This is a genomic window from Amycolatopsis sp. NPDC058278 (genome assembly GCF_042881395.1).
In the GTDB taxonomy this organism is placed as follows: domain Bacteria; phylum Actinomycetota; class Actinomycetes; order Mycobacteriales; family Pseudonocardiaceae; genus Amycolatopsis.
The window spans coordinates 104,063-127,158 of sequence record NZ_JBHVXZ010000012.1 but is presented as its reverse complement, the minus strand read 5'-3'; the positions used below and the strand labels follow the sequence as shown (position 1 = coordinate 127,158).

Genomic DNA, 23,096 nt, shown 5'->3' with positions numbered 1-23,096 from the left:
GGGCGGCGCGGCGGCAGGTCGCGGCGGCGCTTCCGGGATGGGTGGCATGGGCGGCATGCACCCCGGCGGCGCCAAGGGCCAGGGCGGCGGCGACGAGGAACGCACGTCGAAGTACCTGCTCGGCGACGACCCGAACGACATCTTCGGGACCGACGAGCTGACCGCGCCGCCGGTCATCGGCGAGTAGCGCACGCGGGACCACCGGGTGCGTGCCAAGATGGGCGCGCCCGGCGTTTTCCGTGATCACCGGGGTTCATCGAGTTCGATCTTCACTGTGTCCGATTCTTACTGGGGGAAAGAGCGGTGCTGGACAGGCAGGTCACCATCACGACCGGCACCCTGATCAACCTGATCCGGCGCCGGGGCGGCGAGCCGCACACGGTGCTGTCCGAGACGCCGACCTGGTACAGCGACGAGGCCCAGCGCGCCGAAGACGAGCGGACCAACGCCGAGCTCGCCAAGGCCGGGCTGTTCGGCCCGCGCGGCATGCACCCGGGGTTCGTCGCGGCGATCGAAGCGATCGCCCGGCCGCAGCTGGAGTACTACGGCTGGGTCGACGGCGGGTTCCAGGGCAAGCCGGTGAGCTACCGGCTGCTCGCCGGCAGCGCGGGAGGCGAGGCGTTCGTGCTGGCCAAGCACGAGGAGCTGGACGTCGTCGTGCTGGAGTCGTCCAGGCCGGGCGAGCTGCTCGACGACTTCCTCGGCCAGATCCCGAAGCTGGCACCGGGCCGCGGAACCCCGATCGCCGTGCCGAAGAGCCAGATCGAGGGGACCGCCCGCGGCGACGACGGTGGGTTCGCGGTGCTCCGCAACGACCGCCCGGCCGAGGGTTCGCAGGAGGTCGAAGAGCTTCGCCGGATCCTCGCGTTGCGCCGGATGGGGAGCGGCAGCCTCTACGTCGCAGCCCGTAGCCGCACCGGCGCGCGGCACCGGATCGAACGCCCCGTGAACTACATCGATACGTCGGAAGGCCGGTGGCTGACCGAGGAGATTCCGGGGCGGGGCGAGAACCGGATCGCCTTCACCCCGGCCGACCAGCGCGTTCTCGCCGACCGGTTACGCAGCGCACAGGGCCGGCTCACCGCGGCCTGACCGGCGCGGCGTTCAGCCCACCGCGTGACGCGTCAACCCTCTGTGATATTCATCCACAGGCCGTGTGGGTCAATGGGTTCGAACTGGTCCACGACACGCCGAAGAACGGACTTCCCGCGACACGCCGGACGAGTTTCCCGCAAGTTCTCCACACCTTGCACACAGTCGTTGACCTGCGGATTTCCCAAATGCGATCACGCTTGTCCCCAACTTGTCCACAGCTCTCGCGGTACCTGTGATTGGTTACCCCCGTTCATCCCCAGGTTGTCCACAGAAGGGTCCCCACCCTGAATTGCCATCGGCCTTCCGGGGGATCTAGCGTGCCCGCTCGGGCCTGTACTCACGGTGGCGCTCCGCGTGTCTGCGGCAGCCGGCCGGCGTTGTCGCCGATCATCGGGGGACGAGGTCCGGCGAACGACCGGTGGACCAAAGGCATGGGCGCCAGCCACGTGCTTCGAGAGCGAAGATCCGGCATACTCGAACGGGTGTTCGACACAATGAGGAGGTGTCCGGGGCGGTGGCGCTGACCGACGACCGCAGTCCGATGTACGCGGAGTCCGACCCGGGCCCGAGCGATCCCGGTCCCGGCGGTGGCGCGTTCGACCGCCAGCCGCCGCAGGACATCGCGGCCGAGCAGTCCGTGCTCGGCGGGATGTTGCTGTCCAAGGACGCGGTCGCCGACGTCATCGAGGCGCTCGGCCCCGACGACTTCTACAAGCCCGCGCACCAGGCGATCTACGACTGCATCCTCGACCTCTACGGCCGCGGCGAGCCCGCCGACCCGATCACCATCTCGGCGGAGCTGGAGCGGCGCGGGGAGCTGGGCCGCGTCGGCGGCGCGCCGTACCTGCACACGCTGATCGCGACGGTGCCGACGGCGGCGAACGCCGGCTACTACGCGGAGATCGTCTCGGAGAAGGCGGTGCTGCGCCGGCTGGTCGAGGCGGGCACCCGGATCGTGCAGTACGGCTACGGCGCGGCCGCGGCCGACGGCGCGAACATCGACGAGGTGGTCGACCGCGCGCAGGCCGCGATCTACGACGTCACCGAGCGCCGGACCAGCGAGGACTACGTCGCGCTGGAAGAGCTGCTGCAGCCGACGATGGACGAGATCGACGCGATCGCCTCGCGCGGCGGCCAGTCGCGGGGCATCCCGACCGGGTTCACCGACTTCGACGAGCTGACCAACGGGCTGCACCCGGGTCAGATGATCATCGTCGCCGCCCGTCCCGGTGTCGGCAAGTCGACACTGGGCCTGGACTTCGCGCGCTCGGCGTCGATCCGGCACGGCCTGACCAGCGTCATCTTCTCGCTGGAAATGAGCCGGACCGAGATCGTCATGCGCATGCTGTCGGCCGAGGCCAAGATCCGCCTCGCCGACATGCGCGGCGGCAAGATGTCCGACGACGACTGGACGCGGCTGGCCCGGCGGATGAGCGAGGTTTCCGAAGCGCCGCTGTTCGTCGACGACTCGCCGAACATGACGATGATGGAGATCCGCGCGAAGGCGCGCCGGTTGAAGCAGCGCAACGACCTGAAGCTCGTCGTCCTCGACTACCTCCAGCTGATGACGTCCGGCAAGCGCGTCGAGTCGCGGCAGCAGGAAGTCTCGGAGTTCTCGCGGCAGATGAAGCTGCTGGCGAAGGAGATCGAGGTCCCGGTGATCGCGATCAGCCAGCTGAACCGTGGTCCGGAGCAGCGGACGGACAAGCGCCCGATGCTGTCCGACCTGCGTGAGTCCGGCTCACTGGAGCAGGACGCCGACCTCGTCATCCTGGTCAACCGCCCGGACGCCTGGGAGCGGGACGACCCGCGCGCGGGTGAGGCGGATCTGATCATCGCGAAGCACCGCGCCGGCCCGACGGCGACGATCACCGTCGCGCACCAGCTGCACTACAGCCGCTTCGTCGACCTTTCGCACGACTAATCGAGGGCGCCGTACCCGCGGACGAACGCCGTGAGGAGCCGGCCGAACGTCTCGCGGTCCTCCTCCGGCCAGTCCGCCATGACCTCCGCGAACACCCCACGGCGGAAGGCGTGCAGCTCGTCGAGGTGCGCCTGGCCGGCTTCGGTCGGCACGAGCACCGCACGCCGTCCGTCGCGCTGATCGGCTTCGCGGCGAAGCAAGCCCTGCTCGACCGCGCGCGCCACGAGCCTGCTGGCGCGCGGCTGGTCGACGCCCATCGCCGCACTCAAGGCCGTCACTGTACTGGGCTCCCCGCGTTCGGCGAGCTCTTCGACGACGTCGAGCAGCTCGAACACCGGGTCGTGCGCGCCGCGGCCTCTCGCCTTGCCGATCCGGCTGAGGGCTCGCCGCTGCTGGCTGCGGCGGATCGCGATCATGGCGCGCTCGACGTCGGCCACGGCGTCGGTCATGGTTGCTCCACCTCCGAACTACATGTACTTTTACATGTAGTTGCTCACTGACATATCGGAGTCCTCATGAAACCCCTCGGCTGGTGGCTTCGCCACCTCCACGAGCTTCTCGAATCCTCCATGGCCCAGTCCCTCGACGCGGAGTCACTGACTCGCCGGCACTGGCAGGTACTCAACACGATCGCCCTCGGCGCCCGCACGCCGGAGCAGGTCGACACGGCGATGGCGCCGTTCGTCACCGGCGAGGGTCCGATGGCACCGAAGGTGGCCGACCTGCGCGCCCGCGGCTGGGTCGGCGAGGACGGCACCTTGACCGCCGACGGCCGCGAAGCCCACGCCCGCGTCGAAGAGCGCATCAAGGAGTTCCGCGCGAAAACCGTCGAGGGCATCAGCGACGACGACTACCGCACCACGCTGCGAACACTGGAACGGTGCGCCGCGAACCTCGAAGCCGCCTGAGGAATATCCCGGGGCGCGGCGACGTCGAGCACTCTAGTAGTTGAACTTTCAAGCACTGGAGCGCTCGATGACCCGCACCCCGGTTCTCTACCTCAGCCACGGCGCCCCGCCGCTCGCCGACGACAAGACGTGGACCGGCCAGCTCGCCGGCTGGTCCGCCGACCTCCCGAAGCCCCGCGCGATCCTGGTCGTGTCGGCGCACTGGGAGGAAGCGCCGCTGACCATCGGGGCGACGACGACCGTGCCGCTCGTGTACGACTTCTGGGGCTTCCCCGAGCGTTACTACCAGGTGAAGTACGCGGCTCCCGGCGCGCCGGAGCTGGCGGCGAAGGTCCGGAAGCTGCTTCGCTCGACGGAGACACCGGTGCACGACGCCCCGGAGCGCGGCCTCGATCACGGCGCCTACGTGCCGCTGGTCGAGATGTACCCGGACGCCGACATCCCGGTGCTGCAGGTCTCGATGCCTTCGCTCGACCCGCGGGAGCTGTTCGACCTCGGCCGCAAGCTCGCGCCGCTGCGCGACGAAGGCGTGCTGATCATCGGCAGCGGCTTCTTCACCCACAACCTGAGCGGCATGGCCCGCGCCACCGATGGGACGCCGCCGGCGTGGTCGGCCGAGTTCGACCACTGGGGTGCCGAGGTCCTGCGCAGCGGCGACGTCGACACGCTGCTGGACTTCCGGCAGAAGGCGCCGGCGGCGACGCTCGCGCACCCGCGGATCGAGCACTTCGCGCCGCTCTTCGTCTCCCTCGGCGCCACCTCGGACAAGGGGTCCGGCCGCACGGTGATCGACGGCTTCTGGCACGGCCTGGCGAAGCGTTCGCTCCAGTTCTCCTGACCGGCCCGCAAGACGCGAACGAGCCCCAGGAGCCGTGCTGGCTCCTGGGGCTCGTCGTCTCCAGGGAAGGAGCGCTATTCGGTTTGCGGGAGGCCCGCGTCCGCAGTCCGTCGCCGGAGCGCTCCGTGCGAGGTCGCCCTCGCGGCGCGGTGGAGCGCCCGGCGGCGTGACAGCGGGGATCGTGGGCCGGCGGGCTCCCCGGTTCCGGAGAACCCGCCGGCTTCACCGCACTACTTGCGCTTGACCAGGCCCATCAGCTTCGCGAGGAAGCCGGTGGAGTCCAGCCCCGACATCGCCGGCACCTGCGGGGTGCTGTCCAGCACCGGCAGCTTGGCGTTCACCGGCAGAGCAGGGACGGCCGGCAGAGCCGTCGGCAGCGCGGTCGGCAGGGCGGTCGGCAGGGCGGTCGGCAGGGCGACCGGCAGGGCCGGGGCCTCGACGGGCAGGCCGGTGGCCGGCACGTCCGCGCGCTCGGTGCCGTGGCCCGCGAGCGAGCCCAGCGACGACAGACCGTTCACCGCGGGCAGCGCGGTGGGCAGCGCCGGCAGGGCCGGCTTCGGCAGGGCCGACTTCGGCAGCGCCGGAACGCCACCGAGGGCCGGCAGCGCCACGGGCAGACCGGCAGCCGGCACGTCCGCACGCTCGGTGCCGTGGCCCCCGAGGGAGCCCAGCGACGACAGGCCGTTCACCGGCAGCGCCACGGGCAGGCCGGCAGCCGGCACGTCCGCACGCTCGGTGCCGTGGCCCCCGAGGGAGCCCAGCGACGACAGGCCGTTCACCGGCAGCGCCGAAGCGGTCGGCAGCGCCGGAGCCGGCAGGTGCGCCAGACCCGAGGCACCCGACAGCGGGCTGGTCACCGGCGGCACGTCGGCGCGCTCGATGGTCAGCGGAGCCGCGACCGGCAGCGCGGGCAGGCCCTGGGTGGGCAGCCCGGCGGCCGGCAGGTTGCCGGCGAGCGCGGCCACCGCGGGCAGCGCCCGCACGGGCAGACCCTGGGTGGGCAGGCCCTGGGTGGACAGGTTGCTCGTCTGCAGCAGGCCGGTCAGCCCGTCGACCGACGGCAGTCCGCCGAGCAGGCCGGCGATCGGCAGCTTGCCGGACAGGCCGTCCACCGACGGCAGGCCGCCCTGGGTGGGCAGGCCGCTGCGGAACGCGGCCAGCGACGGCAGCTCGTCGGCCGCCAGCTCCGAGCCCTCGGCCGGGAACGCGATGGGGTCCGCGGTCTCGTCGTCGATGCTCGTCGCGTCCGTCGCGTAGGCGTTGGCGACCCCGAGCAGCTCGAGGGGCACGCCGAAGATCTGCACCGGGAGCGCGAACGCGTGGTACAGGTTGAGGCCCGACAGGCTGGACTGGTCGCCCGCGGTGACGGACTTGCCGCCGTTCTCCGTGGTCAGCGTGTTCTCGCCGAGGGCGTGCGCCACGCCGCCCACGGTCACCGCGTCGCCGAACAGCTGCGCGATCGCGGTCACCGGCAGGTCGAGGATGTTGCCCGAGATCGCGCCTTCGACACCGGAGGTGGTGTCGTCGCCCGCGTTCTCGACCTCGGTCATGTTGATGCCGGCGCTCTTGGCGACACCCGCCACGCTGACGGCGTCACCGAAGACCTGCGCCACCGCCAGCGGGTCCACGCCGACGATGTTGCCGGCCACGCTGCCGCGGTTGCCGTTGGTGGTGGCGTTGCCGCCCGCCTGCGACGCGACGTCGTTGGTGCCCGCGCCGGTGCCCAGGGCGGCCGCCGCGATCCCGTCGCTGAAGACCGTGCCGGCGCCCGCGATCGGGGCCTTCACGATGTTGCCGGTCAGCGCACCGTCGCGGCCGTCGGTCAGGGCGTTGCCGCCCGCCTTCGCGTCGGTGATGTTGTCGTTCTCACCGGTGCCGATGCCGGCGAGCGCGCCACCGACGCCCATCGCCTGCACGGGCAGCGCGACCGGGGCCTCGATGATGTTGCCCGCGGCGGCGCCGGCCGGGCCGGCCGCCTTGAGGTCGCCGCCCGCGATCGACGTCGTGTCGGTCGAGCCCTTGCCGTGGCCCTGGCCGATGAGGGCGCCACCGACGTTGGCGACCTGCACCGGGGTGGACAGCGGGACCGCGCCCAAGTTCGAGCTCAGGAAGCCGTTGTCGTCGTCGGTGTTGCCACCGCCGCCGCCGTGGACGACCTTGGTCTCGTCGGCCGCGCCGGAGCCCTGGCCGATGAACGAACCACCGATGCCGAAGACCTCGGCGGGCAGGGCGACCGGCACCTGGACGAGGTTGCCCGAACCGGACGAGTTGTTGCCCAGCGTGCCGTCGTACCCGCCGGCGGTGACCTTCTTGTCCTCGGTCGCCGCGCCGGTCGCGTTGCCGATGTGGCTGCCGCCGATACCGAAGACCTCGGGCGCGCCCGCGGCCTGGGTGTTGACGGTGTTGCCGCCGAGGACGGCGCCGTTGCCCCGGGTGTAGCTGCCGTCGCCCGCGTCGGCGTCGGTCGTGTTGTCGTGCACGGCGTTCGCTTGGCCGATGTAGGTGCCACCGATGCCGAAGGCCTCGACCGGCAGCGCGATCGCCGGGTTCAGGACGTTGCCCGATCCGCTCGAGTTGTCACCGGCGGTCGTGACCAAGCCACCCGAGTCGGCAGTGCTGGAGGAGCTGCCGGCTTCGGGAAGACCCGCCGAGGCGTTGCCGATCCACGAGCCCGCGACACCCGCGACGTTCGCGATCGGGGACAGCGCGGCCGCCCCGGCGTTGCCGGACAGGAACGAGTCGTTGCCGCTGGTCGCGAGGTAGGTCGGGGAGCCGCCGCGGACCATGCGGTCGGCCCCGGCCACGGCGTCGGCGGAGGTGTTGCAGCCGTCGGAGTTCGACAGCGAGCCCCACACCGCACCGGAGTTGCAGTTGAACTTGACCGGCAGGGCGATCGGCGCACCGACCACGTTGCCCGACCCGGAGGCCCGGTCGCCGGAGCTCAGCAGCGAGCCGCCGGATGCGGCGACGGTGTCGGCGGAGTAGCCGTGGCTCTGCCCGTTGCCGAGCAGGTAGGACGCGGCGTTGCCGGTCACCTGCACCGGGGTGGCGAACTGGCCCGCCACCACGTTGCCGGAGAGCGAGGAGCCGTCGCCGTTGGTGGCGACGTCCCCGGTCTCGGTGGTGCTCTGGCTGGCCGACCCACCGATCACGCGGCCGGTGCCGCCTGCGACGCCGCCGCCGTTCCCGGCGATCTGGACGGGAAGCGCCCAGTCGAGGACCACGGCGTTGCCCGCGATGCTGGAGTCCCGGCCCGTCGTCTTGACGTCCTGGTCGTGGCTCCAGGTCTGCGAGTGGTCGGTGCCCGCGACGTTCGCGTCGCCGATCACGCCGATCGCGTTGTCGACGATCTGGATCGGGACGACGAGGTCGCCCGTGACCTTGTTGCCCTTGAGGTTGTTGTGGCTCGGGGTGAACTTGCCGCCCAGGGTGCTTTCGCTGATCGGGCTGGCTTCGTTGAACTGCTTCGCAGCCTCGCTCGCGGCCTTGGTGGCCGGCTTGGTGCTCAGCTCCGTCTGCCCGGCGGGCAGGTCCAGCTGGCCGAAGGGGATGCCGACCGCGTTGTTGGCTTCCTGGATCGGAGCCGTGACGTTCAGGTCGAGCGGTGAGGCAGGGGTGTCAGGGTTGACGTTTTCGTCAGCCGAGGCGATGCCGGTGCCCAGCATCAGCAACCCACCCGTGACAAATGCGGTCTGGAGTCCGCGCTTTGCCCACGTCTGCATGGGGTTTTTCTCCTTTATTTCGGGTTCCCTTGCGGGTTCATGGGTGTGCGCTCGTCGAAAAGGGGAATGGCGTCCGAGCGCACCGAGGGGGATGGAACTTGGTGCGGGCGCGAGAAAGCGCACCGCCGTGTCACGGGGATGGAGCGGACGCGAAGCCGTCAGCGAAGGACGGAAGTGGACGCGTCAGCGACCCGTGTGAGGAGGTGTTCAGTCAGGAGTGACGCCGGGCTGTTCGCCCGGGGTGCGCAGCGCGTGGCGCAGGCCGGCGCGGCTCATCGCCGCGACGGCGGTGTCGACGGCATCGGTCGTCCAGAAGGGGACGCCGAAGTTGAAGCCGTCGAGGTGTCCACCGGGGGCCGTGGTGCCACCCGGGGCGGTGGGGACGGCCGGCGCGATCGGAAGCTGCGCCGGAGTCAGCGGTGACGGCAGGTCACGGTGCCCGTTGCGGGCGTGGCCCGCGGCATCGGTGACGTCGTCTTGCTGCCCGCCCGCCGGCATCGCGAGCGCGGCTCGCAGCGCGGCGGGAAGTTCTACGGTGGAGACGGCGGGAGTGCCCGCCGCCTGGCCGGCGCCGGAGGTCACCGGCTCCTCCTCGACCGGGGCGAGGCCCGGGAGGACGGGGAGCGGGACCAGGTTGCCGTGGCCGGCCGGGTCGAGCAGCTGCCACACCTGGCGGCCGAAGTCGGTGGCCGGCGCGGGGGCGACGGTCTGCTCGATGACCTGGCGGGTGTCCTCCGGCTTGCGCGCGATGTGCTCGAACGAGCCGAGGGTGCGCTGGGCCGGGCTCAGCACCGCGTCGTCAGCGAGGTCGGTGACCGAGTCGCTGACGTGCTCGGAAACGTCGTGCCCGACGGTGCCGGCGTCGGTGCGGCCGCACGGACGCGGAGCCTGCGGCTCGCTCCACGTCGTCGCGTCCTGGTGGCAGGCCACGTCGGCGACCCCACCGGCGACCTCGCCCGCGAAGTGCCCGGCACCGCGGTTCGCGTCGCCGATCCCGGCCGCCGTGGCGTCGGTGACCGGGGTGACGGAGGCGGTGCCGACCTCGACGGCCGGGCCGGCCGCGGAAGCGGTGGCGCCGGAGACGAGCCACGCGGCGGCGGTGCTCGCCACCGCGCCGCCGAGCACGAGCAGCGCACGCGACACGAGACGGCCGGCGCGCTTGGCGCCCTGCCCCTCGTTTGTCGCGGTGTTCGCCACTCGTCGTCTCCTCGTGCCGGCTTCGTGATCGGGTCGTTGCGAAAGCGACCTAATCAAATCGGCAGCGCGCCGCGCACCCTCGACACGACTTGATGCCCCCATCGTGTGAAAGACACACGGTGTAGGCCGATTTGACGGTCGGTGATCATGCCTGGCCGCCACGTGTGTCGGACGCGGCCGCGCGAAAGCGGCCGAATCGGGCGGTCCAGCCGCTACGGTGAGCCGGTGACCCACGCGCGACGCGAAGAACCGTTCCTGCCGGAGCACGAGGACGTCACCGGGCTGATCCCCCGGGGCCTGCGCATCAGCGCGGCCCTGGCGTGGCGGTTGATCGTGGTGGCCGCGGCGTTGTACGTCGTGGGGTGGGTGATCGGCCGCCTGTCCGTCGTCGTGATCCCGCTGGGGATCGCCCTGCTCCTCTCGGCGCTGCTCGCGCCGGCCGTGCAGAAGCTGGTGGCCGTCCGGTTCCCGCGCGGGCTGGCGACGGCGATCGTGCTGATCGCCGGGCTCGCCGTGCTGGGCGGGTTGCTGACGTTCGTCGTCACGCAGTTCTCCAGCGGCCTGCCCCAGCTGCAGCGACAGCTCAACGAGAGCCTCAACCAGATCAAGGAATGGCTGATCAACGGCCCGGCGCACCTGCGCCAGGAGCAGATCCAGCAGTTCATCAACCAGGTCTTCGGGTTCCTGCAGAACAACCAGAGCTGGCTCACCGACACGGCGCTGACCACGGCGAGCACGGTCGGCGAGATCGTCACCGGCTTCCTGCTCACGCTCTTCATCACGATCTTCTTCCTCAGCGGCGGCGAGGGCATCTGGACGTTCCTCGTGCGCGTCGCGCCCGGCCGGGTCCGCAACCGGGTGGACGTCGCCGGGCGGCGCGGGTTCGCGTCGCTGGTCAGCTACGTGCGGGCGACGGCGGCGGTGGCGGTCGTCGACGCCGTCGGCATCGGCGTCGGCCTGTGGATCGTCGGCGTGCCGCTGGTGATCCCGCTGGCCACGCTGGTGTTCCTCGGCGCGTTCATCCCGATCATCGGTGCGGTCCTCACCGGCGGTGTCGCCGTGCTGATCGCCCTGGTCACCAACGGCTTCATCGGCGCGGTGATCGTGCTGGCCATCGTGATCGGCGTGATGCAGCTGGAAAGCCACGTGCTGCAGCCGCTGCTGCTCGGGCGCGCGGTGAAGCTGCACCCCCTTTCCGTCGTCCTCGCCATCACCGTCGGCCTCGTCGTGGGCGGGATCGCGGGCGCGCTGATGGCGGTGCCGATCCTGGCCGTGCTCAACGCGGGCGTCCGGTCCCTGCTGCACGAGGAGAACCCGGACCCGGCCGAGGTGAACGTCCTCAAGGACCAGGCCGCACAGCCGAACGACGCCGAGCCCGGCTCCTCGGGGGCCACGGTGGCGACCCGCGGCGAAGACGACGACAAGTGACCGTCCGGCGGTCGCCCGACCCGGTCACGCCCATGTGGCGGGGCGTGCTCGCCTTCCGCTTCCTCACCTGGGCGTTCGCCTGCGGCACGGTGATCGTCCAAAGCGGTCAGTACCAGCGCGAGTGGCTGGCGTGGACGATCCTCGGCGTGATGGCCGTGTGGTCGGTCGTCAGCAGCTTCTTCTACCTGCGCGAGCGGACGCGGCCGCCGGCACTGGTGGTGTTCGACCTCGTGCTGTCCACCGGGCTGCTGCTGAGCTCGCCGTGGGTGCTCAGCGACGCGCAGTTCGCGCTCAACGTCCCGCTCATCACCACGGTCTGGGCGGCCGTGCCGCCGGTCGCCGCGGGCGCGCGCTTCGGCGCGGTCGGCGGGGTGCTCGCCGGGCTGGTCGTCGGCGTGGCGACCGCGCTGGCGCGGGAGAAGTTCGACCTCGACGTCGCCCGTGACGGCGTCCTGCTCGCCGCCGCCGGCCTGCTCGTCGGCATGGCCTCGACGATGGCCCGCCGGTCGGCGGCGCGGCTGGAGCAGGCGCTGCGGAAGGAAGCGGCGACGGCCGAGCGGGAGCGGCTGGCGCGGTCGATCCACGACAGCGTGCTGCAGGTGCTCGCGCGGGTCCGCAAGCGCGGCAACGAGGTCGGCGGTGAGGCGGCGGAGCTGGCCCGGCTGGCCGGCGAGCAGGAAGTCGCCCTGCGGTCGCTGGTGACCACTGAGCCGGCGAGGCCGAACGACAGCGGCAAGATGAGCCTGCGCGCCGCGTTGCAGCTGCTCGCGACCCCGTCGGTGCAGGTCTCGGCCCCGGCGGACGACGTCGAGCTGCCGGCGCACGTCACCGGCGAGCTGGTCGCCGTGACCCGCGAAGCGCTGGCGAACGTCGAGAAGCACGCGGGCCCGGACGCACACGCGTGGGTGCTGCTGGAGGACCTCGGCGACGAGGTCGTGGTGAGCATCCGCGACGACGGACCGGGCATACCGGACGGCGTTCTCGAGCAAGCCGCCGCGAAAGGGCACCTCGGCGTGGTGGAATCCATCCGGGGGCGGGTCCGCGACCTCGGCGGGAGGGCGACCCTCGACACCGGGCCCGGCCGGGGCACGGAGTGGGAGGTCAGGGTGCCGAGCACGAGGGGTGCGAGATGAGCGACGAACCGCGGATATCGGTGATGGTGGTCGACGACCACCCGATCTGGCGTGACGGGGTGGCCCGCGACCTGACCGAACACGGCTTCGACGTGCGGGCGACCGCGCCGGACGCCGAGGCGGCGCTGCGGATCGCCCGGACCGTGCAGCCGGACGTCGTCCTCATGGACCTCAACCTCGGCAGCACTTCGGGCGTGGATGCGACGCGTGAGATCACCGCGGCGCTGCCGTCGACGAAGGTGCTCGTGCTCTCGGCGAGCGGCGAGCACAAGGACGTCCTGGAGGCGGTGAAGGCCGGCGCGTCCGGCTACCTGGTCAAGTCGGCGTCCGCGGTGGAGCTGGTCGACGCCGTCCACCGCACCGCCGCCGGCGACCCGGTGTTCACCGCGGGCCTGGCCGGGCTGGTGCTCGGTGAGTACCGGCGGATGGCCGACGCGTCGATCGAGGACACCGCGGGCGCCGAACCTCCCCGGCTGACCGAGCGCGAGACCGACGTCCTGCGCCTGGTCGCGAAGGGGCTGACCGCGCGGCAGATCGCCGAGCGGCTCGTGCTGTCGCACCGCACGGTGGAGAACCACGTGCAGTCGACGCTGCGGAAGCTGCAGCTGCACAACCGCGTCGAGCTGGCCCGGTACGCGATCGAGCACGGCCTCGACGAGGAGTGACCCTCAGGGGAGGACCGCCAAGCCGCTCCAGCTGCCCGGCGGCAGCGCGGCCGAGCTCAGGCGCCACTGCGGTTCGCCGGGGTGCCAGGCGGCGAGGACGCCGTCGGCGAGCACGAGGTCACCGGCGTCCGACCAGTCGAAGCCGCCGCCGCGTTTGAGGTGCTCGGTCACGAACGGCATCCCGGGGACGTGTTCCCAGGTCGGCCCGGCCGGGCGGAGCAGCCAGAGGTCCCGCGTCTGCGTGCTGGTGTTCCGGTAGGCGGGGTTGGCGAAGTCGGCGGCCCACACGGCACCTTCCCGCGACGGCACCACCGTGGGCACCGCGCCGATCGCCGGCCTGCTGAGCTGCTTGCTGCCGTTGTCCCGCAGGTCGACCAGCGTCAGGTCGGCCAGGCCGTCGAGCAGCATCCAGTCGCCGGCGACGCCGAGGATGCGCGGCGCCTGCCGGACCGTGCGCCCGGTCGCCGGCTCGATCAGGGCGTCGGTCGACTCGGCGGCACCGGCGTTGATGGTGATCAGCAGGCCGTGCGCGGTCTCGCTCCGCACCTGGGTGCGGCAGCTGGCGGACTGGCCGCGGCCGAGCTCGCCGTCGGCGAACGAGACGTGCTGGAGGCGGCAGTCGTCCGGCGCGTCCTGCCGGATCAGCCAGACGCCGTCCCCGGCGGCGTCCGGGGCGACCGACCAAGCGCGGCCGAGGGACCGCGGCGGGCTCGACGGCCCGGTGTACTCGAGGACTTCGTAGGGATCGGGGTTCTGGGTGTAGGGCGGGTAGACCGTCAAGACGGCGTGCTTCCCGACCCGGACGACGTTCAGCGCGATGTCGCCGGTGGGGTAGCCGGGCGGTGTGGCCACCGGGCCGCGGTCGGCGTCGAACAACGTGGGGCCGACGGTCGGCAGCAGCGCGGTGACGCCGATGCCGCCGCTCGCCCGGCCGCCGGTGAGCCCGTCCGGCAGGGCCGTCGCCGAGGACGGCGGTGGCGTCGTGGTGCCGGGTGGCGGCGCCGGGGTTTCGCCCGTGCACGCGGCCAGCAGGACCACGGCCGCGACGGCGGCGGCTGCGCGGACTACGGGTCCGTTCAGGGTTTTCCCCCGATCTCCCTGGTGAAATCCGGTTCTACCATCATGGACATGGGCGAGGAAGAGACCGCGGCAGCGGAACCGGTGACCGAAACCAAGCCGTTGAGCGAGCGCGATCTCCGGGTTTCCGATGACGAGCGCGAGCACGTCGTCGGCGTGCTGCAGAAGGCTATCGGCCGCGGCATGCTCGACCTCGACGAGTTCACCGAACGCACCGACCGCGCGCTGGCGTCGAGGACGCGCGGCGAGCTGAACACCGTGCTGGCCGACCTGGCCGGCCTCTACCACCCGGCCGCGGCCCTCGACGCCGCGCCGGCGTACGCGCCTCCGGCGAGCTACGGCGGCTATTCGCCGGGGCGGCGCATCGAGCTCAACGCGAAGTACTCGTCGCTGCACCGCGGCGGGCCGTGGGTGGTGCCGTCCGAGCTGGTCGTGCGCAACAAGTACGGCTCGACGAAGCTGGACTTCACCGAGGCCCAGGTGCAGTCGCCGGTGGTGCACATCGAGCTGGACGCCAAGTGGGGCTCGGTCGAGATCATCATCCCGGAGCACGCGGCGGTGGACCTCAACTCGATCAGCGACGTCAAGTTCGGCGCGATGGAGGACAAGACGCGCAGCAACGGCCGGATGGGCAACCCCCGGTACGTGCTGAGCGGCCGCGTGCACGGCGGGTCGCTGGTCATCCGGCACCCGCGGCGCGGCCTCTTCGGCTAGCCGGGGCCCCTCTGCCCCCGGCGTCAAGAAGGCCTCCCCACCCAGGCATCGGGTGGGGAGGCCTTCGCTCGTCAGACGGCCAGCGGCCGGATCGACCGCAGGTGCCGGGCGACGAACCACACCAGGACGGCGAAGGCGACGGCGGCGAGCCCGGCGGCGACGTGCAGCCCGGCGGGGAGGCCGTGGGAGCGGGCGACGGCGTTGCCGAGCGTGCCGACGGTGGCGAGGCCGAAGGAGTAGCCGAACTCGTTGACGGTCTGGGCCAGCGAAGCGGCGGCGCCCGCCTTGCGCACCGGGACCGAGCCGACGACGAGGTCGGTGCCCAGCGCGACCATCGGCCCGACACCCAGCGACGTCACGGCGAACCCGAGTGACGGCCACACCGGTCCGCCCGCGGGCTCGACGAAGGCGAGGATCACCATGCCGGACGCGGCGAGCGCAACCCCGCCGGCGATCAGCGCCCCGGGCCGCACCCGGCGGGCGAGGACGGGAGCGGCGAGGAAGCTGACGGTCGAGCCGGCCATCCCGGGCAGCAGCCCCAGCGCGGCCCCGACCGGGGACAGGTGCTGCGCGAGCTGGAAGAACTGCGCGACGAAGAGCATGGTGGTGCCGCCGAGCATGCTGAACAGCAGCATCCCGCCGAGGGTGGTGCGGAACGCCTTCGCGGCGAACAGGCTGAAGTCGATCAGCGGGTCGGCGAGAGTGCGCTGCCGCTTCACGAAGACGTACCCGATGACCAGGCCGGCACCGAGGGCGAGCACCGCGGTGAGGTGGACACCATCGCGCGCGAGTTCCTTGACGCCGTAGACGGCGGGCAGGATCGCGGCGAGGGAGAGGGCCACACTCGGCAGGTCGAGGCGTCCGGCGCTCTCGTCCCGGTACTCCGGCAGCAGCTTCGGGCCGATGACGAGGAGAAGGACCATGGCGGGGACGCCGAGCAGGAAGACCGAGCCCCACCAGAAGTGTTCGAGCATGAAGCCGCCGACCATCGGCCCGACGATCGCGCCGACGGTGAAGCAGCCGGCCCAGATCCCGATGGCTTCGGCCCGCTGCCGCGGGTTTTCGAACATGGTGCCGATGAGCGACAGCGTCGAGGGAGCGAGCGTGGCCCCGGCGATCCCGAGCGCGGCCCGGGCGGCGATGAGCATGCCGGCACTGGTGGAGAAGGCGGCGAGAACGGAGGCGCCCCCGAAGGCGGCGGCCCCGGCGAGCAGCAGTTTCCGGCGTCCGATCCGGTCGCCGAGGGTCCCCATGGTGACCATGAACCCGGCGACCATGAAGCCGTAGGTGTCCATGATCCAGAGCTGTTCCGTGCCATCGGCGTGCAGGCTGAGGGCGAGTTTCGGCAGGGCGAGCACGAGGACGAAGACGTCGAGCGAGACGAGCAGGGTGGGCAGGGCGAGCACGGCCAGCCCGACCCATTCCCGACGCCCGGCCCGGACGGCTCGCGCCGGGCCGCCGGCCGCTGCGGCGGCGGCCGCGGGGCCGGCAGCCGCGGGGCCGGCTTCGGCCGGGCCGGAGATGGTGGCGGTCATGGTGAGGTCCTCTCGACTCGGGTGCTTCGCTTCTCACCCCTTCGTCGAGCGGCCCCGGCCGGGATCGACAACGCCCCGGATTTTTTGATCGAACGAGCTTGAGGCGGGTTGCCCACACCCCTCGATCAATGTGGACAACCACGCCGCACCAGATTCGCACAGGTCAGAACTGTCGGTGATGACCAATAGACTGAAAGTGGGGGGCGCCCCCGCGGGCGGCGGCATGATTCGCGCTGGGGCGAAACGAGCCGCGGCTGGGCTCGCTGAGGCGATCGGCCATCGCGAGCCAAGTGAAGTCAGCCGAGCAGGCCGACCCGTACCCGGCGGACCGGCTCGCAGCGACCCGGGCCCACGGTGAACCCGGCCAAGGGACGGGTAGCCCTAGCGGGTCAGAGACCCGAACTCCCGGCGAACCAGCCCGCAGCCCCTGGGCCAGGGCGAACCTGGGCACAGCAGGCACCAAGTACGGCAGAGCGGCCCGAACCCCGGCCGGGCGTGCTGGTTCCTCAGGGGCGCGCCGCCGCGCGGGCTGATGCCGGGTCGGTCGTGGCCAGGGTTGCTTCCGCCAGGGCTTCGCACTCCGCGAGGGTTGCCGCCGCCAGGCTTGCTCCCACCGCGCGGACTGCCGGGGCGTTCATCGACAGGCTTGTCAGGCCCAAGCCCGCCAGGACCAGGGCCAGGCGCGGGTCGGCCGCCGCTTCGCCGCAGACGCCGGCCGGCTTGCCCGTCGCCTTGGCCGCGTCGCCGATCAGCTTCAGCAGGCGCAAGAGGGCCGGCTGCCACGGGTCGTTGAGCTTGGCCACCGCGCCCAGCTGGCGGTCCGCCGCGAACGTGTACTGGGCGAGGTCGTTCGTGCCCACCGAGACGAAGTCCACCGCTTCCAGGATCTCGCGGGCGCTCAGCGCGGCCGCCGGGATCTCGATCATCACGCCCGCGCGGGCGATGCCCGCCGCCCTCACCCGCGACGCGAACCAGGCTGCTTCCTCGACCGTTGCCACCATCGGGGCCATCACCGAGACCTCGGCGCCGGAATCCCCGGCCGCGCCCGCGATGGCCTCCAGCTGGCGGTCCAGCACCTCGGGGCGATCGAACGCCACACGCAGGCCGCGGACGCCGAGCGCCGGGTTCGGCTCGGCCTCCGGGGACAGGAACGCCAAGGGCTTGTCGGCGCCCGCGTCGAGGGTCCGCACGATCACCGGCTTGCCGCGGAACGGCGAAAGCACCGCCGTGTACGCCGCACGCTGGTCGGCGACCGATGGCTCGTCCGAGGCGTCCAGGTAGCAGAACTCCGTGCGGAACAGGCCGACTCCTTCGGCGCCCGCGTCGGCCGCGGCCTGGGCGTCGGCCGGGGAGCCGACGTTGCCGTAGACCTTCACGCGGTGACCGTCGGCCGTTGCGCCCGTGCCGTTCCACTCGGCGAGCTGGGCCACCGTCGCCGTGACGACCGGGGCCGACGGGTCCGCGACCTCGACCGTGCCCGTGTCGCCGTCGACCGCAAGCGCTTGCGCGTCCAGTGCGAGCAGCCCGCGCACCGCGACGACGGCCGGGATGCCCAGTGCCCGCGCGAGGATCGCGGTGTGGCTGGTGGGGCCGCCTTCTTCGGTCACGAGGGCGAGGACCTTCGCCGGGTCGAGGCCGGCGGTGTCGGCCGGGGCGAGGTCACGGGCGACCAGGACGCTCGGCGACGCCAACTCAGGCACCCCCGGCGGCGCGATGCCGAGCAGCTCGGCGATCAGCCGGTCGCGCACGTCGCGGACGTCGCGGACGCGCTCAGTCATGTACCCACCGGCCGCGGCCAGGGCCTCGGCGAAGCCTTCGGCGGCCTGGTAGACGGCGCGGGCGGCGGGCAGGCCCTGCGTCTTGACCAGCGTTTCGGCCTGGGCCGTGAGCGCCGGGTCGGCCGCCATCGCCGCGGTGGTGATGAGGATGGTCGCGGCCTCGCCGGTGGCGGTCTCGGCCTGTTTCTCCAGCCGGCCGGCGACGGTCGCGGCCGCGGGAGCGATCCGGGCGGCCTCGGCCGCCGGGTCGGCCGACGCGGGAGTCGCGGCGGGCTCGCCGAGCGGCTCCGCGACACGGACAACGGGACCACTCGCGCGTCCGGGGCTGACGGCGACCCCGGTGAGGGCACCCGCCGACGCACTCTTTACCGCGGAGGCGGCGTCAGGCACTGCCGATGCACTCTTCTCCGCAGAGGCGGCATCGGGCACAGCCGACGCACTCTTCACCCCGGAGGCGGCATCGAACACGGCCGATGCGCTCTTCCCCGTAGAGGCGGCATCGGGCACAGCCGACGCACTCCTCCCCGCAGAGGCGGCATCGGGCTCGGCGGAGGCGGCATCAAACTCAGGCATGGTCTAGACCATAGCTCAGGTACGCCTGGATATCTCGTGGTGGCGGGCACAAACCACGGCGCCGTACCTGGTCGAGCACCGGCCGGACCTCCTCGCGCCACCAGGAGTCGGCCAATTCGTAGCGGCTGCGCACGGGCCGTCCGGCCAGCATACGGCGGAAACCCCAGGCCTCGGCCGAGTCGGCGAGCCGGAACCAGTCGGCCGGGTCGTCGAGCCACAGCCCGAGGCGGACGTCGTTCGGCAGCGGCACGCGCTCGAGGAACATGCGCTCGGCGGTCTTCGACGGCAGGTCCGCGAGCGTCAGGCAGCGCAGCGCACACGCGACCGTGCTGATCCAGCGGACCCGCGCGCGGATGGTCCGGACGCCGCGCGCCCGGGCGATGCCGACGCGGTGGTGGCCGTCTTCGACGAAGAACATGTCGGACAGCCGCACGAGCCGCACCGGGGGCAGGTCCGCCGACGTCCGCGTCAGGTGCTCCCAGCGGTCGCGCAGCGCGCGGTTGCGGGGGCGGAACTCGCGGTCGAAATCCCCGGCGCGGGCGACCGTGCCGACGACCCCCTCCAGCGGCACGTCATAGACGCCTTCGTCGAGTTCGGTCTGCTTGCCGAGCGCCTTGAGGGTTTCGTCGAGCGGCATGATCGCGAGCCGGTCGGGACGGCGCGCGTCCGCGATCGCCCGCAGCTGAGCCGCGTAGCCGCGCCACCAGGCCGAGTGGAACGAGTCACCCATGTGACCTGCAACACGGCGACGCGGGTGATCATTCCCCCAGGTCGGCGGCTGTGGGGTAGGACGGCTGCGCGCCATGCCGCGTCACGCTGAAGGCCGCGACGCGCACGGCTCGCTTCGCCGCGGAGACCAGGTCGGCACCGTCGGCGAGCGACGCGGCGAGCGCGCCGGCGAAGGCGTCCCCGGCTCCGGTGGTGTCCACGGCCTCGACCTTCGGCGAGTCCACCCGGCTCACCGACCCCGCTTCGACGACGACGGCGCCGGCCGCGCCGAGCGTGACGACGGCCGACCGCGGCCCGAGGTCGAGCAGCTTCCGGAAGTCCGCGCCGGGTCCGGCGAGCCAGGCGGCCTCGTGCTCGTTGACCAGCAGGACGTCGAGCCTGGCCAGCGTCTCCGGGGAGAGCTTCGCCGCCGGCGACAGGTTCAGCAGCACCCGCACGCCCTTTTCGGCGGCTCGCGCGACGGCGTGCTCGACGGTCGGCAGCGGCACCTCCAGCGAGGCGACCATGACCTCCACCCCGTCGAAGACGGCCTGGACGTCGGCGGGCTCCAGGCTCGAGTTGGCGCCGGGGGAGACGAGGATCGAGTTCTCGCCGTCCGGGGTGACGGTGATGTAGGCGATGCCGGTGGGACGCTCGCTGGTGCGCACGAGCCCGGTGTCGACGCCGGCGGCGCGGAGCGAATCGAGCAGCAGCCTGCCGTAGGGATCGTCGCCGACGGCGCCGAGCAGCGCGACGTCCGCGCCGAGCCGGCCCGCCGCGACCGCCGTGTTGGCGCCCTTGCCGCCCGGTGAGAGCACGGTGTCGCCGCCGAGCACCGTCTCCCCACCACCCGGCCGCCGATCCACCGCGACGACGAGGTCGGCGTTGGCGGATCCCACCACGAGGACGTCGGAGTTCATACCCGCACTGTGCCAGAAACCGGTCCGGACCGGGTCAGCACCGGCAAGCAAGGGGAAAGTGAAGGTTTTTGTAACTTATCCGGGGCTGAGTGCGACAATCATGCGAGCAGCGGAAGCCTGTCACTCGATCGGGGGATGTCCGTCCCCCGGCCGTCACTTCGTGGCCTCGGTCCCGCTCTCTGGTGCGTTATCGCGGAGACGTGATGACGTTGCCCCAACCGGCGCGAGCCGGGCAGGGCATCGGGTCGCCGGCGCCGATCACGTAGCCCCCCGAGTGATCGGCGTCGGCGGCGCCCCTGTCACCCCCGGCCGAGCGCCAGGGGCACGCCCGGCGGCAAGACGCTGCGGATGTGCGTTTCGAACTGCTTCACCGCCGTCTCGCTCAGTGTGCGTGGCATCCGGTACCAGCCGTCGCCCAGCCTCAGGTGGTCGAGGTCCGGCCGGTCGAGCGGGAAGTCGACGGCGGCGGGCCGGAACTCGAGGAGCCCGGACGGCATCCTCAGCTCGGCGATCTCCGGCCAGGAAACCGTTAACTTGCGGTAGTACGTCGTCCACCCGAGGCCGGCGGCCGACAGCTCCAGGAGGACCCGCGACTTCCGGGACCGGCTCTGTTGTTCGAGGACTGTCACCCAGGACATGCCGGCGAAGACGGCGATGAACACGACGAGGCACGCGGTGCGGACCCCGTTCCGCGGACCGAACTCGATGACGGCGCCGAGCCCCACCTCGATCATGAGGGCGAAGAGCCGCACCCAGCGCAACAGCACCCGGTTCCAGCCGTTGACGTGGATCGTCACGGAACCGGACGGCTCGACCGGCGGCGGTACCCACTCCGGCACCGCCGCCCGGACCGGTGGCGGCGGTGGCGCGGGAGCTCGGGTGTCGGGGACCCGTTCGGCCGTGACACCGACGTGCTTCGCCAGCAGCTCCCGCACGCGCGGGACTTCTGTCTCGTACAGCTCGAACCCGGCCACCAGGAAGCCGCCGTCGCCGATGCGGACGAGGCTCCGGCTGCGGCTTTCGAACCGGTCGTCCGCCGGGCTGAGCACGACCTGGTGACGGGCGCCTTTCTGAGTGCCCTTGACGACCGAAGCCGCCCGGAGCTCGTCCCATCGCAACGCCCACGCGACTCCGCCGATCACCCGGGAGATCCCGGCGGGCTCGATGACGAGCTCGTTCCGGACCGGCTTCTTCAGCGACCGGAAGACCACGTTCAGCCCCAGCAGTCCGAAGCTTCCGCCGAAGACCCACCCGGGCACGCGAGGACCCTGTGGCGTGGCCGCCAAAGCCATCCAGAGGAATCCGCCGGCCACGCACAGGAGCACGCCGGCGAGGATCCAGTGCGGCCCGTCGGTCCGCGAAACGACGAATCGATCGCCCTGCGGCCCGGTCACTCGATCGACCCCGAAATCCGCTGCGTGCCCGGCTGTTCGAAGACCGGAGGGCCGGTGGTCTCCTTCTTCGGCCCCTCGTCGTCGTCCCCGCTGGCCCAGTCGTCGAGCCCTTCGGCCTTCTTCTTCCGGGACTCCTTGCGCCATTCCTTCTTGGCGTCGTCCCAGACCTCCTTGCCGAAGTTCTCCCCGAACTTCTCGCCGAACTCCTTCCGGACGTCGCTGCGGAACTCCTTGCCGACGTTCTCGAGGTTCTCGCCGAGCGGCTTGTCCGACGAGACGATGTCCGTCCACTTCTTTCGATCAGGACGTTCGGCACGGACCTTGTCCAGGAACGTCCGGGTGTCGCGCGGTTCGTCCTTGATCAGCCCGCCGACCTTCTTGAGCGGGCCGGGCAGGCTTTCCGCGCCGCGCTTCAGAGCGCCCTTGACCCGCCGGAAGATGTCGCTGATGCGGTGGAACAGCTCCTGTGCCTTCTTGAAGGCCTTCAGCAGCTTCTTGATCCACTCCATGCACTTGCCGCCGGTCTTGACCGCCTCCGCGGTGCCCTCGGTGGCCATCCCCACCGGCAGCGCCGGCCCCGGGTACCGGCAGGCGATGCTGATCAGCTTGCCGACGCAATCGGAGATCAGGTCGCGCACGATCGAGCGCACGACACTCAGGATCGTCTTGCAGATGTCGACCAGCTTGGCGATCGCGTTGGCGCCGGTCGCGACGCCCGCGTACGTCGCCGCGCGATCTTCGGCGAACGCACGGTAGGTGTCCGCCGAGGCGCCTTCCCAGGCAGCGCTGTCCTTCTTGACGGTGTCCTGGAGGTCGGTGCTGATCTTCTCCAGTTCCTTGCCGACGTTCTCCCAGGTCCCGACCATGTTCTCCAGGGCGGTCTGGTCACCCGTGAGCCAGTCGAGCGGCTCGCGCAGCCAGGGGAAGAACTCCATCGCCCAGCCGACGGCCGCCGAAGCGAGTGTCCCGATCGGATCCGCCACGAGTTCCGCGATGTCACCGGCACCGAACGCGGCGTTCACCAGGCCTTCGGTCCAGTTGCCGTCGGCAACGGCGGCGCCCGCGTCCAGGAAGTCCTGGACGAGGCCGGCCCCTTCCCAAACCTTGCGGTCGTCCGCCGCGTCCGTCTTGATCAACGGGTTTTCGGCCACGGCTCAGTCCTCCACCTTGAAGACGTCCTTGAACTCCGCCTCGTCGGCTTCCTTCATCTGCTGCCACAGCTGGATGCGGGCCGAATGGTCGTAGGACGACGTCGACGCCGATTCGATCGCGATCTCCGCCACCTGCTGGGCGAGTGCGCAGATCGCCGCGAGCGGGATGCCGAGCAGGCCGAACGCCTCGGGGTGCTCGGTCGCGCGGGCGGCTTCCTTGCACTTGTCGAGCCGGTCGGTGATCGCCTCGATGTTCTCGCGGTGTTTCTTCAGCTCCTGCGGGTCGACCGCGAAGCCCGGGCCGCCTGGTCCGGCCATGGTTCCCCTCCCTCGCCG

19 protein-coding genes and 1 pseudogene are annotated in these 23,096 nt (G+C 71.7%); 9 read left to right on the top strand and 11 right to left on the bottom strand.

The annotated features are described in order from the left end of the window. The 3 genes and pseudogenes from ACFVYA_RS08885 to dnaB form a co-directional block, all read left to right on the top strand. Positions 1–187: pseudogene (locus tag ACFVYA_RS08885) on the top strand (hypothetical protein); the annotation flags it as partial. A gap of 116 nt (positions 188–303) precedes the next feature. Further along, entirely contained in the window at positions 304–1,092 is a 789-nt protein-coding gene (locus tag ACFVYA_RS08880) for an ESX secretion-associated protein EspG (RefSeq protein WP_387043834.1), read from the top strand. Positions 1,093–1,609: 517 nt separating this feature from the next. Then, on the top strand, positions 1,610–3,019 hold the full coding sequence (gene dnaB, locus ACFVYA_RS08875) for a replicative DNA helicase (protein WP_387043853.1): 1,410 nt from the start codon (positions 1,610–1,612) through the stop codon (positions 3,017–3,019). Here the strand turns inward: dnaB and ACFVYA_RS08870 are convergent. Continuing rightward, entirely contained in the window at positions 3,016–3,468 is a 453-nt protein-coding gene (locus ACFVYA_RS08870) for a MarR family winged helix-turn-helix transcriptional regulator (protein WP_387043832.1), read from the bottom strand. The genes dnaB and ACFVYA_RS08870 overlap by 4 nt on opposite strands. A gap of 66 nt (positions 3,469–3,534) precedes the next feature. Between ACFVYA_RS08870 and ACFVYA_RS08865 the strand changes: the two genes are divergently transcribed. Together ACFVYA_RS08865 and ACFVYA_RS08860 are read left to right on the top strand one after the other, a co-directional pair. Next, positions 3,535–3,927 (top strand): MarR family transcriptional regulator, encoded by a 393-nt coding sequence (locus tag ACFVYA_RS08865; RefSeq protein WP_387043830.1) that lies wholly within the window; start codon positions 3,535–3,537, stop codon positions 3,925–3,927. A gap of 67 nt (positions 3,928–3,994) precedes the next feature. After that, on the top strand, positions 3,995–4,765 hold the full coding sequence (locus ACFVYA_RS08860) for a dioxygenase (protein ID WP_387043828.1): 771 nt from the start codon (positions 3,995–3,997) through the stop codon (positions 4,763–4,765). Between the two features lie 230 nt (positions 4,766–4,995). Here ACFVYA_RS08860 and ACFVYA_RS08855 read toward each other — a convergent pair whose 3' ends face one another. After that, positions 4,996–8,487, bottom strand: a complete 3,492-nt coding sequence (locus ACFVYA_RS08855) for a PE-PGRS family protein (RefSeq protein ID WP_387043826.1) — start codon at positions 8,485–8,487, stop codon at positions 4,996–4,998. 207 nt (positions 8,488–8,694) lie between these two features. Continuing rightward, positions 8,695–9,684, bottom strand: coding sequence for a hypothetical protein (locus ACFVYA_RS08850; RefSeq protein ID WP_387043824.1), 990 nt, complete (start codon positions 9,682–9,684; stop codon positions 8,695–8,697). A 225-nt stretch (positions 9,685–9,909) separates the two neighbouring features. On the opposite strand from ACFVYA_RS08850, the gene ACFVYA_RS08845 reads away from it, so the two are divergent. Genes ACFVYA_RS08845 through ACFVYA_RS08835 form a run of 3 tightly spaced genes read left to right on the top strand, consistent with a single transcriptional unit; the run spans position 9,910 to position 12,910 of the window. After that, positions 9,910–11,112: an AI-2E family transporter gene (locus tag ACFVYA_RS08845; protein ID WP_285987455.1), complete on the top strand. Its 1,203-nt coding sequence runs from the start codon at positions 9,910–9,912 to the stop codon at positions 11,110–11,112. Continuing rightward, positions 11,109–12,245, top strand: coding sequence for a MacS family sensor histidine kinase (gene macS, locus ACFVYA_RS08840; RefSeq protein ID WP_387043821.1), 1,137 nt, complete (start codon positions 11,109–11,111; stop codon positions 12,243–12,245). The genes ACFVYA_RS08845 and macS overlap by 4 nt, the downstream gene beginning before the upstream one ends. Then, a complete protein-coding gene (locus ACFVYA_RS08835) occupies positions 12,242–12,910 on the top strand; it encodes a response regulator transcription factor (RefSeq protein WP_285987457.1) in 669 nt (222 codons plus the stop codon). Before macS ends, ACFVYA_RS08835 begins: the two co-directional genes overlap by 4 nt. Before the next feature lie 3 nt (positions 12,911–12,913). On the opposite strand, the gene ACFVYA_RS08830 is transcribed toward ACFVYA_RS08835, so the two are convergent. After that, on the bottom strand, positions 12,914–13,948 hold the full coding sequence (locus ACFVYA_RS08830) for a hypothetical protein (protein WP_387043819.1): 1,035 nt from the start codon (positions 13,946–13,948) through the stop codon (positions 12,914–12,916). A 90-nt stretch (positions 13,949–14,038) separates the two neighbouring features. On the opposite strand from ACFVYA_RS08830, the gene ACFVYA_RS08825 reads away from it, so the two are divergent. Beyond that, on the top strand, positions 14,039–14,701 hold the full coding sequence (locus ACFVYA_RS08825; protein WP_285987459.1) for a DUF1707 domain-containing protein: 663 nt from the start codon (positions 14,039–14,041) through the stop codon (positions 14,699–14,701). A gap of 71 nt (positions 14,702–14,772) precedes the next feature. Here the strand turns inward: ACFVYA_RS08825 and ACFVYA_RS08820 are convergent, their stop codons facing one another. The 7 genes from ACFVYA_RS08820 to ACFVYA_RS08790 form a co-directional block, all read right to left on the bottom strand. Next, positions 14,773–16,236, bottom strand: a complete 1,464-nt coding sequence (locus ACFVYA_RS08820; protein WP_387043817.1) for an MFS transporter — start codon at positions 16,234–16,236, stop codon at positions 14,773–14,775. A gap of 506 nt (positions 16,237–16,742) precedes the next feature. Next, positions 16,743–18,404, bottom strand: a complete 1,662-nt coding sequence (gene ptsP / locus ACFVYA_RS08815; RefSeq protein ID WP_387043815.1) for a phosphoenolpyruvate--protein phosphotransferase — start codon at positions 18,402–18,404, stop codon at positions 16,743–16,745. Positions 18,405–18,579: 175 nt separating this feature from the next. Further along, positions 18,580–19,317 carry a hypothetical protein gene (locus ACFVYA_RS08810; protein ID WP_387043814.1) on the bottom strand — a complete coding sequence of 246 codons (738 nt, stop codon included), beginning with the start codon at positions 19,315–19,317 and terminating at the stop codon, positions 18,580–18,582. 28 nt (positions 19,318–19,345) lie between these two features. Further along, positions 19,346–20,215, bottom strand: coding sequence for a ribokinase (locus ACFVYA_RS08805; RefSeq protein ID WP_387043812.1), 870 nt, complete (start codon positions 20,213–20,215; stop codon positions 19,346–19,348). 299 nt (positions 20,216–20,514) lie between these two features. Next, positions 20,515–21,609 carry a hypothetical protein gene (locus ACFVYA_RS08800; RefSeq protein WP_387043811.1) on the bottom strand — a complete coding sequence of 365 codons (1,095 nt, stop codon included), beginning with the start codon at positions 21,607–21,609 and terminating at the stop codon, positions 20,515–20,517. Then, on the bottom strand, positions 21,606–22,760 hold the full coding sequence (locus tag ACFVYA_RS08795) for a WXG100 family type VII secretion target (RefSeq protein ID WP_387043809.1): 1,155 nt from the start codon (positions 22,758–22,760) through the stop codon (positions 21,606–21,608). Before ACFVYA_RS08795 ends, ACFVYA_RS08800 begins: the two co-directional genes overlap by 4 nt. Positions 22,761–22,763: 3 nt before the next feature. After that, positions 22,764–23,078 carry a hypothetical protein gene (locus tag ACFVYA_RS08790; RefSeq protein ID WP_387043807.1) on the bottom strand — a complete coding sequence of 105 codons (315 nt, stop codon included), beginning with the start codon at positions 23,076–23,078 and terminating at the stop codon, positions 22,764–22,766. Positions 23,079–23,096 lie beyond the last annotated feature (18 nt).

What these genes read in the sequence shown, in the direction of transcription:
- ACFVYA_RS08870 (WP_387043832.1), bottom strand. Translation starts at nt 3,468, where the DNA reads ATGACCGACGCCGTGGCCGACGTCGAGCGCGCCATGATCGCGATCCGC.
- ACFVYA_RS08865 (WP_387043830.1), top strand. Translation starts at nt 3,535, where the DNA reads ATGAAACCCCTCGGCTGGTGGCTTCGCCACCTCCACGAGCTTCTCGAA.
- ACFVYA_RS08860 (WP_387043828.1), top strand. Translation starts at nt 3,995, where the DNA reads ATGACCCGCACCCCGGTTCTCTACCTCAGCCACGGCGCCCCGCCGCTC.
- ACFVYA_RS08855 (WP_387043826.1), bottom strand. Translation starts at nt 8,487, where the DNA reads ATGCAGACGTGGGCAAAGCGCGGACTCCAGACCGCATTTGTCACGGGT.
- ACFVYA_RS08835 (WP_285987457.1), top strand. Translation starts at nt 12,242, where the DNA reads ATGAGCGACGAACCGCGGATATCGGTGATGGTGGTCGACGACCACCCG.
- ACFVYA_RS08825 (WP_285987459.1), top strand. Translation starts at nt 14,039, where the DNA reads ATGGGCGAGGAAGAGACCGCGGCAGCGGAACCGGTGACCGAAACCAAG.
- ACFVYA_RS08820 (WP_387043817.1), bottom strand. Translation starts at nt 16,236, where the DNA reads ATGACCGCCACCATCTCCGGCCCGGCCGAAGCCGGCCCCGCGGCTGCC.
- ACFVYA_RS08810 (WP_387043814.1), bottom strand. Translation starts at nt 19,317, where the DNA reads ATGGGTGACTCGTTCCACTCGGCCTGGTGGCGCGGCTACGCGGCTCAG.
- ACFVYA_RS08805 (WP_387043812.1), bottom strand. Translation starts at nt 20,215, where the DNA reads ATGAACTCCGACGTCCTCGTGGTGGGATCCGCCAACGCCGACCTCGTC.
- ACFVYA_RS08790 (WP_387043807.1), bottom strand. Translation starts at nt 23,078, where the DNA reads ATGGCCGGACCAGGCGGCCCGGGCTTCGCGGTCGACCCGCAGGAGCTG.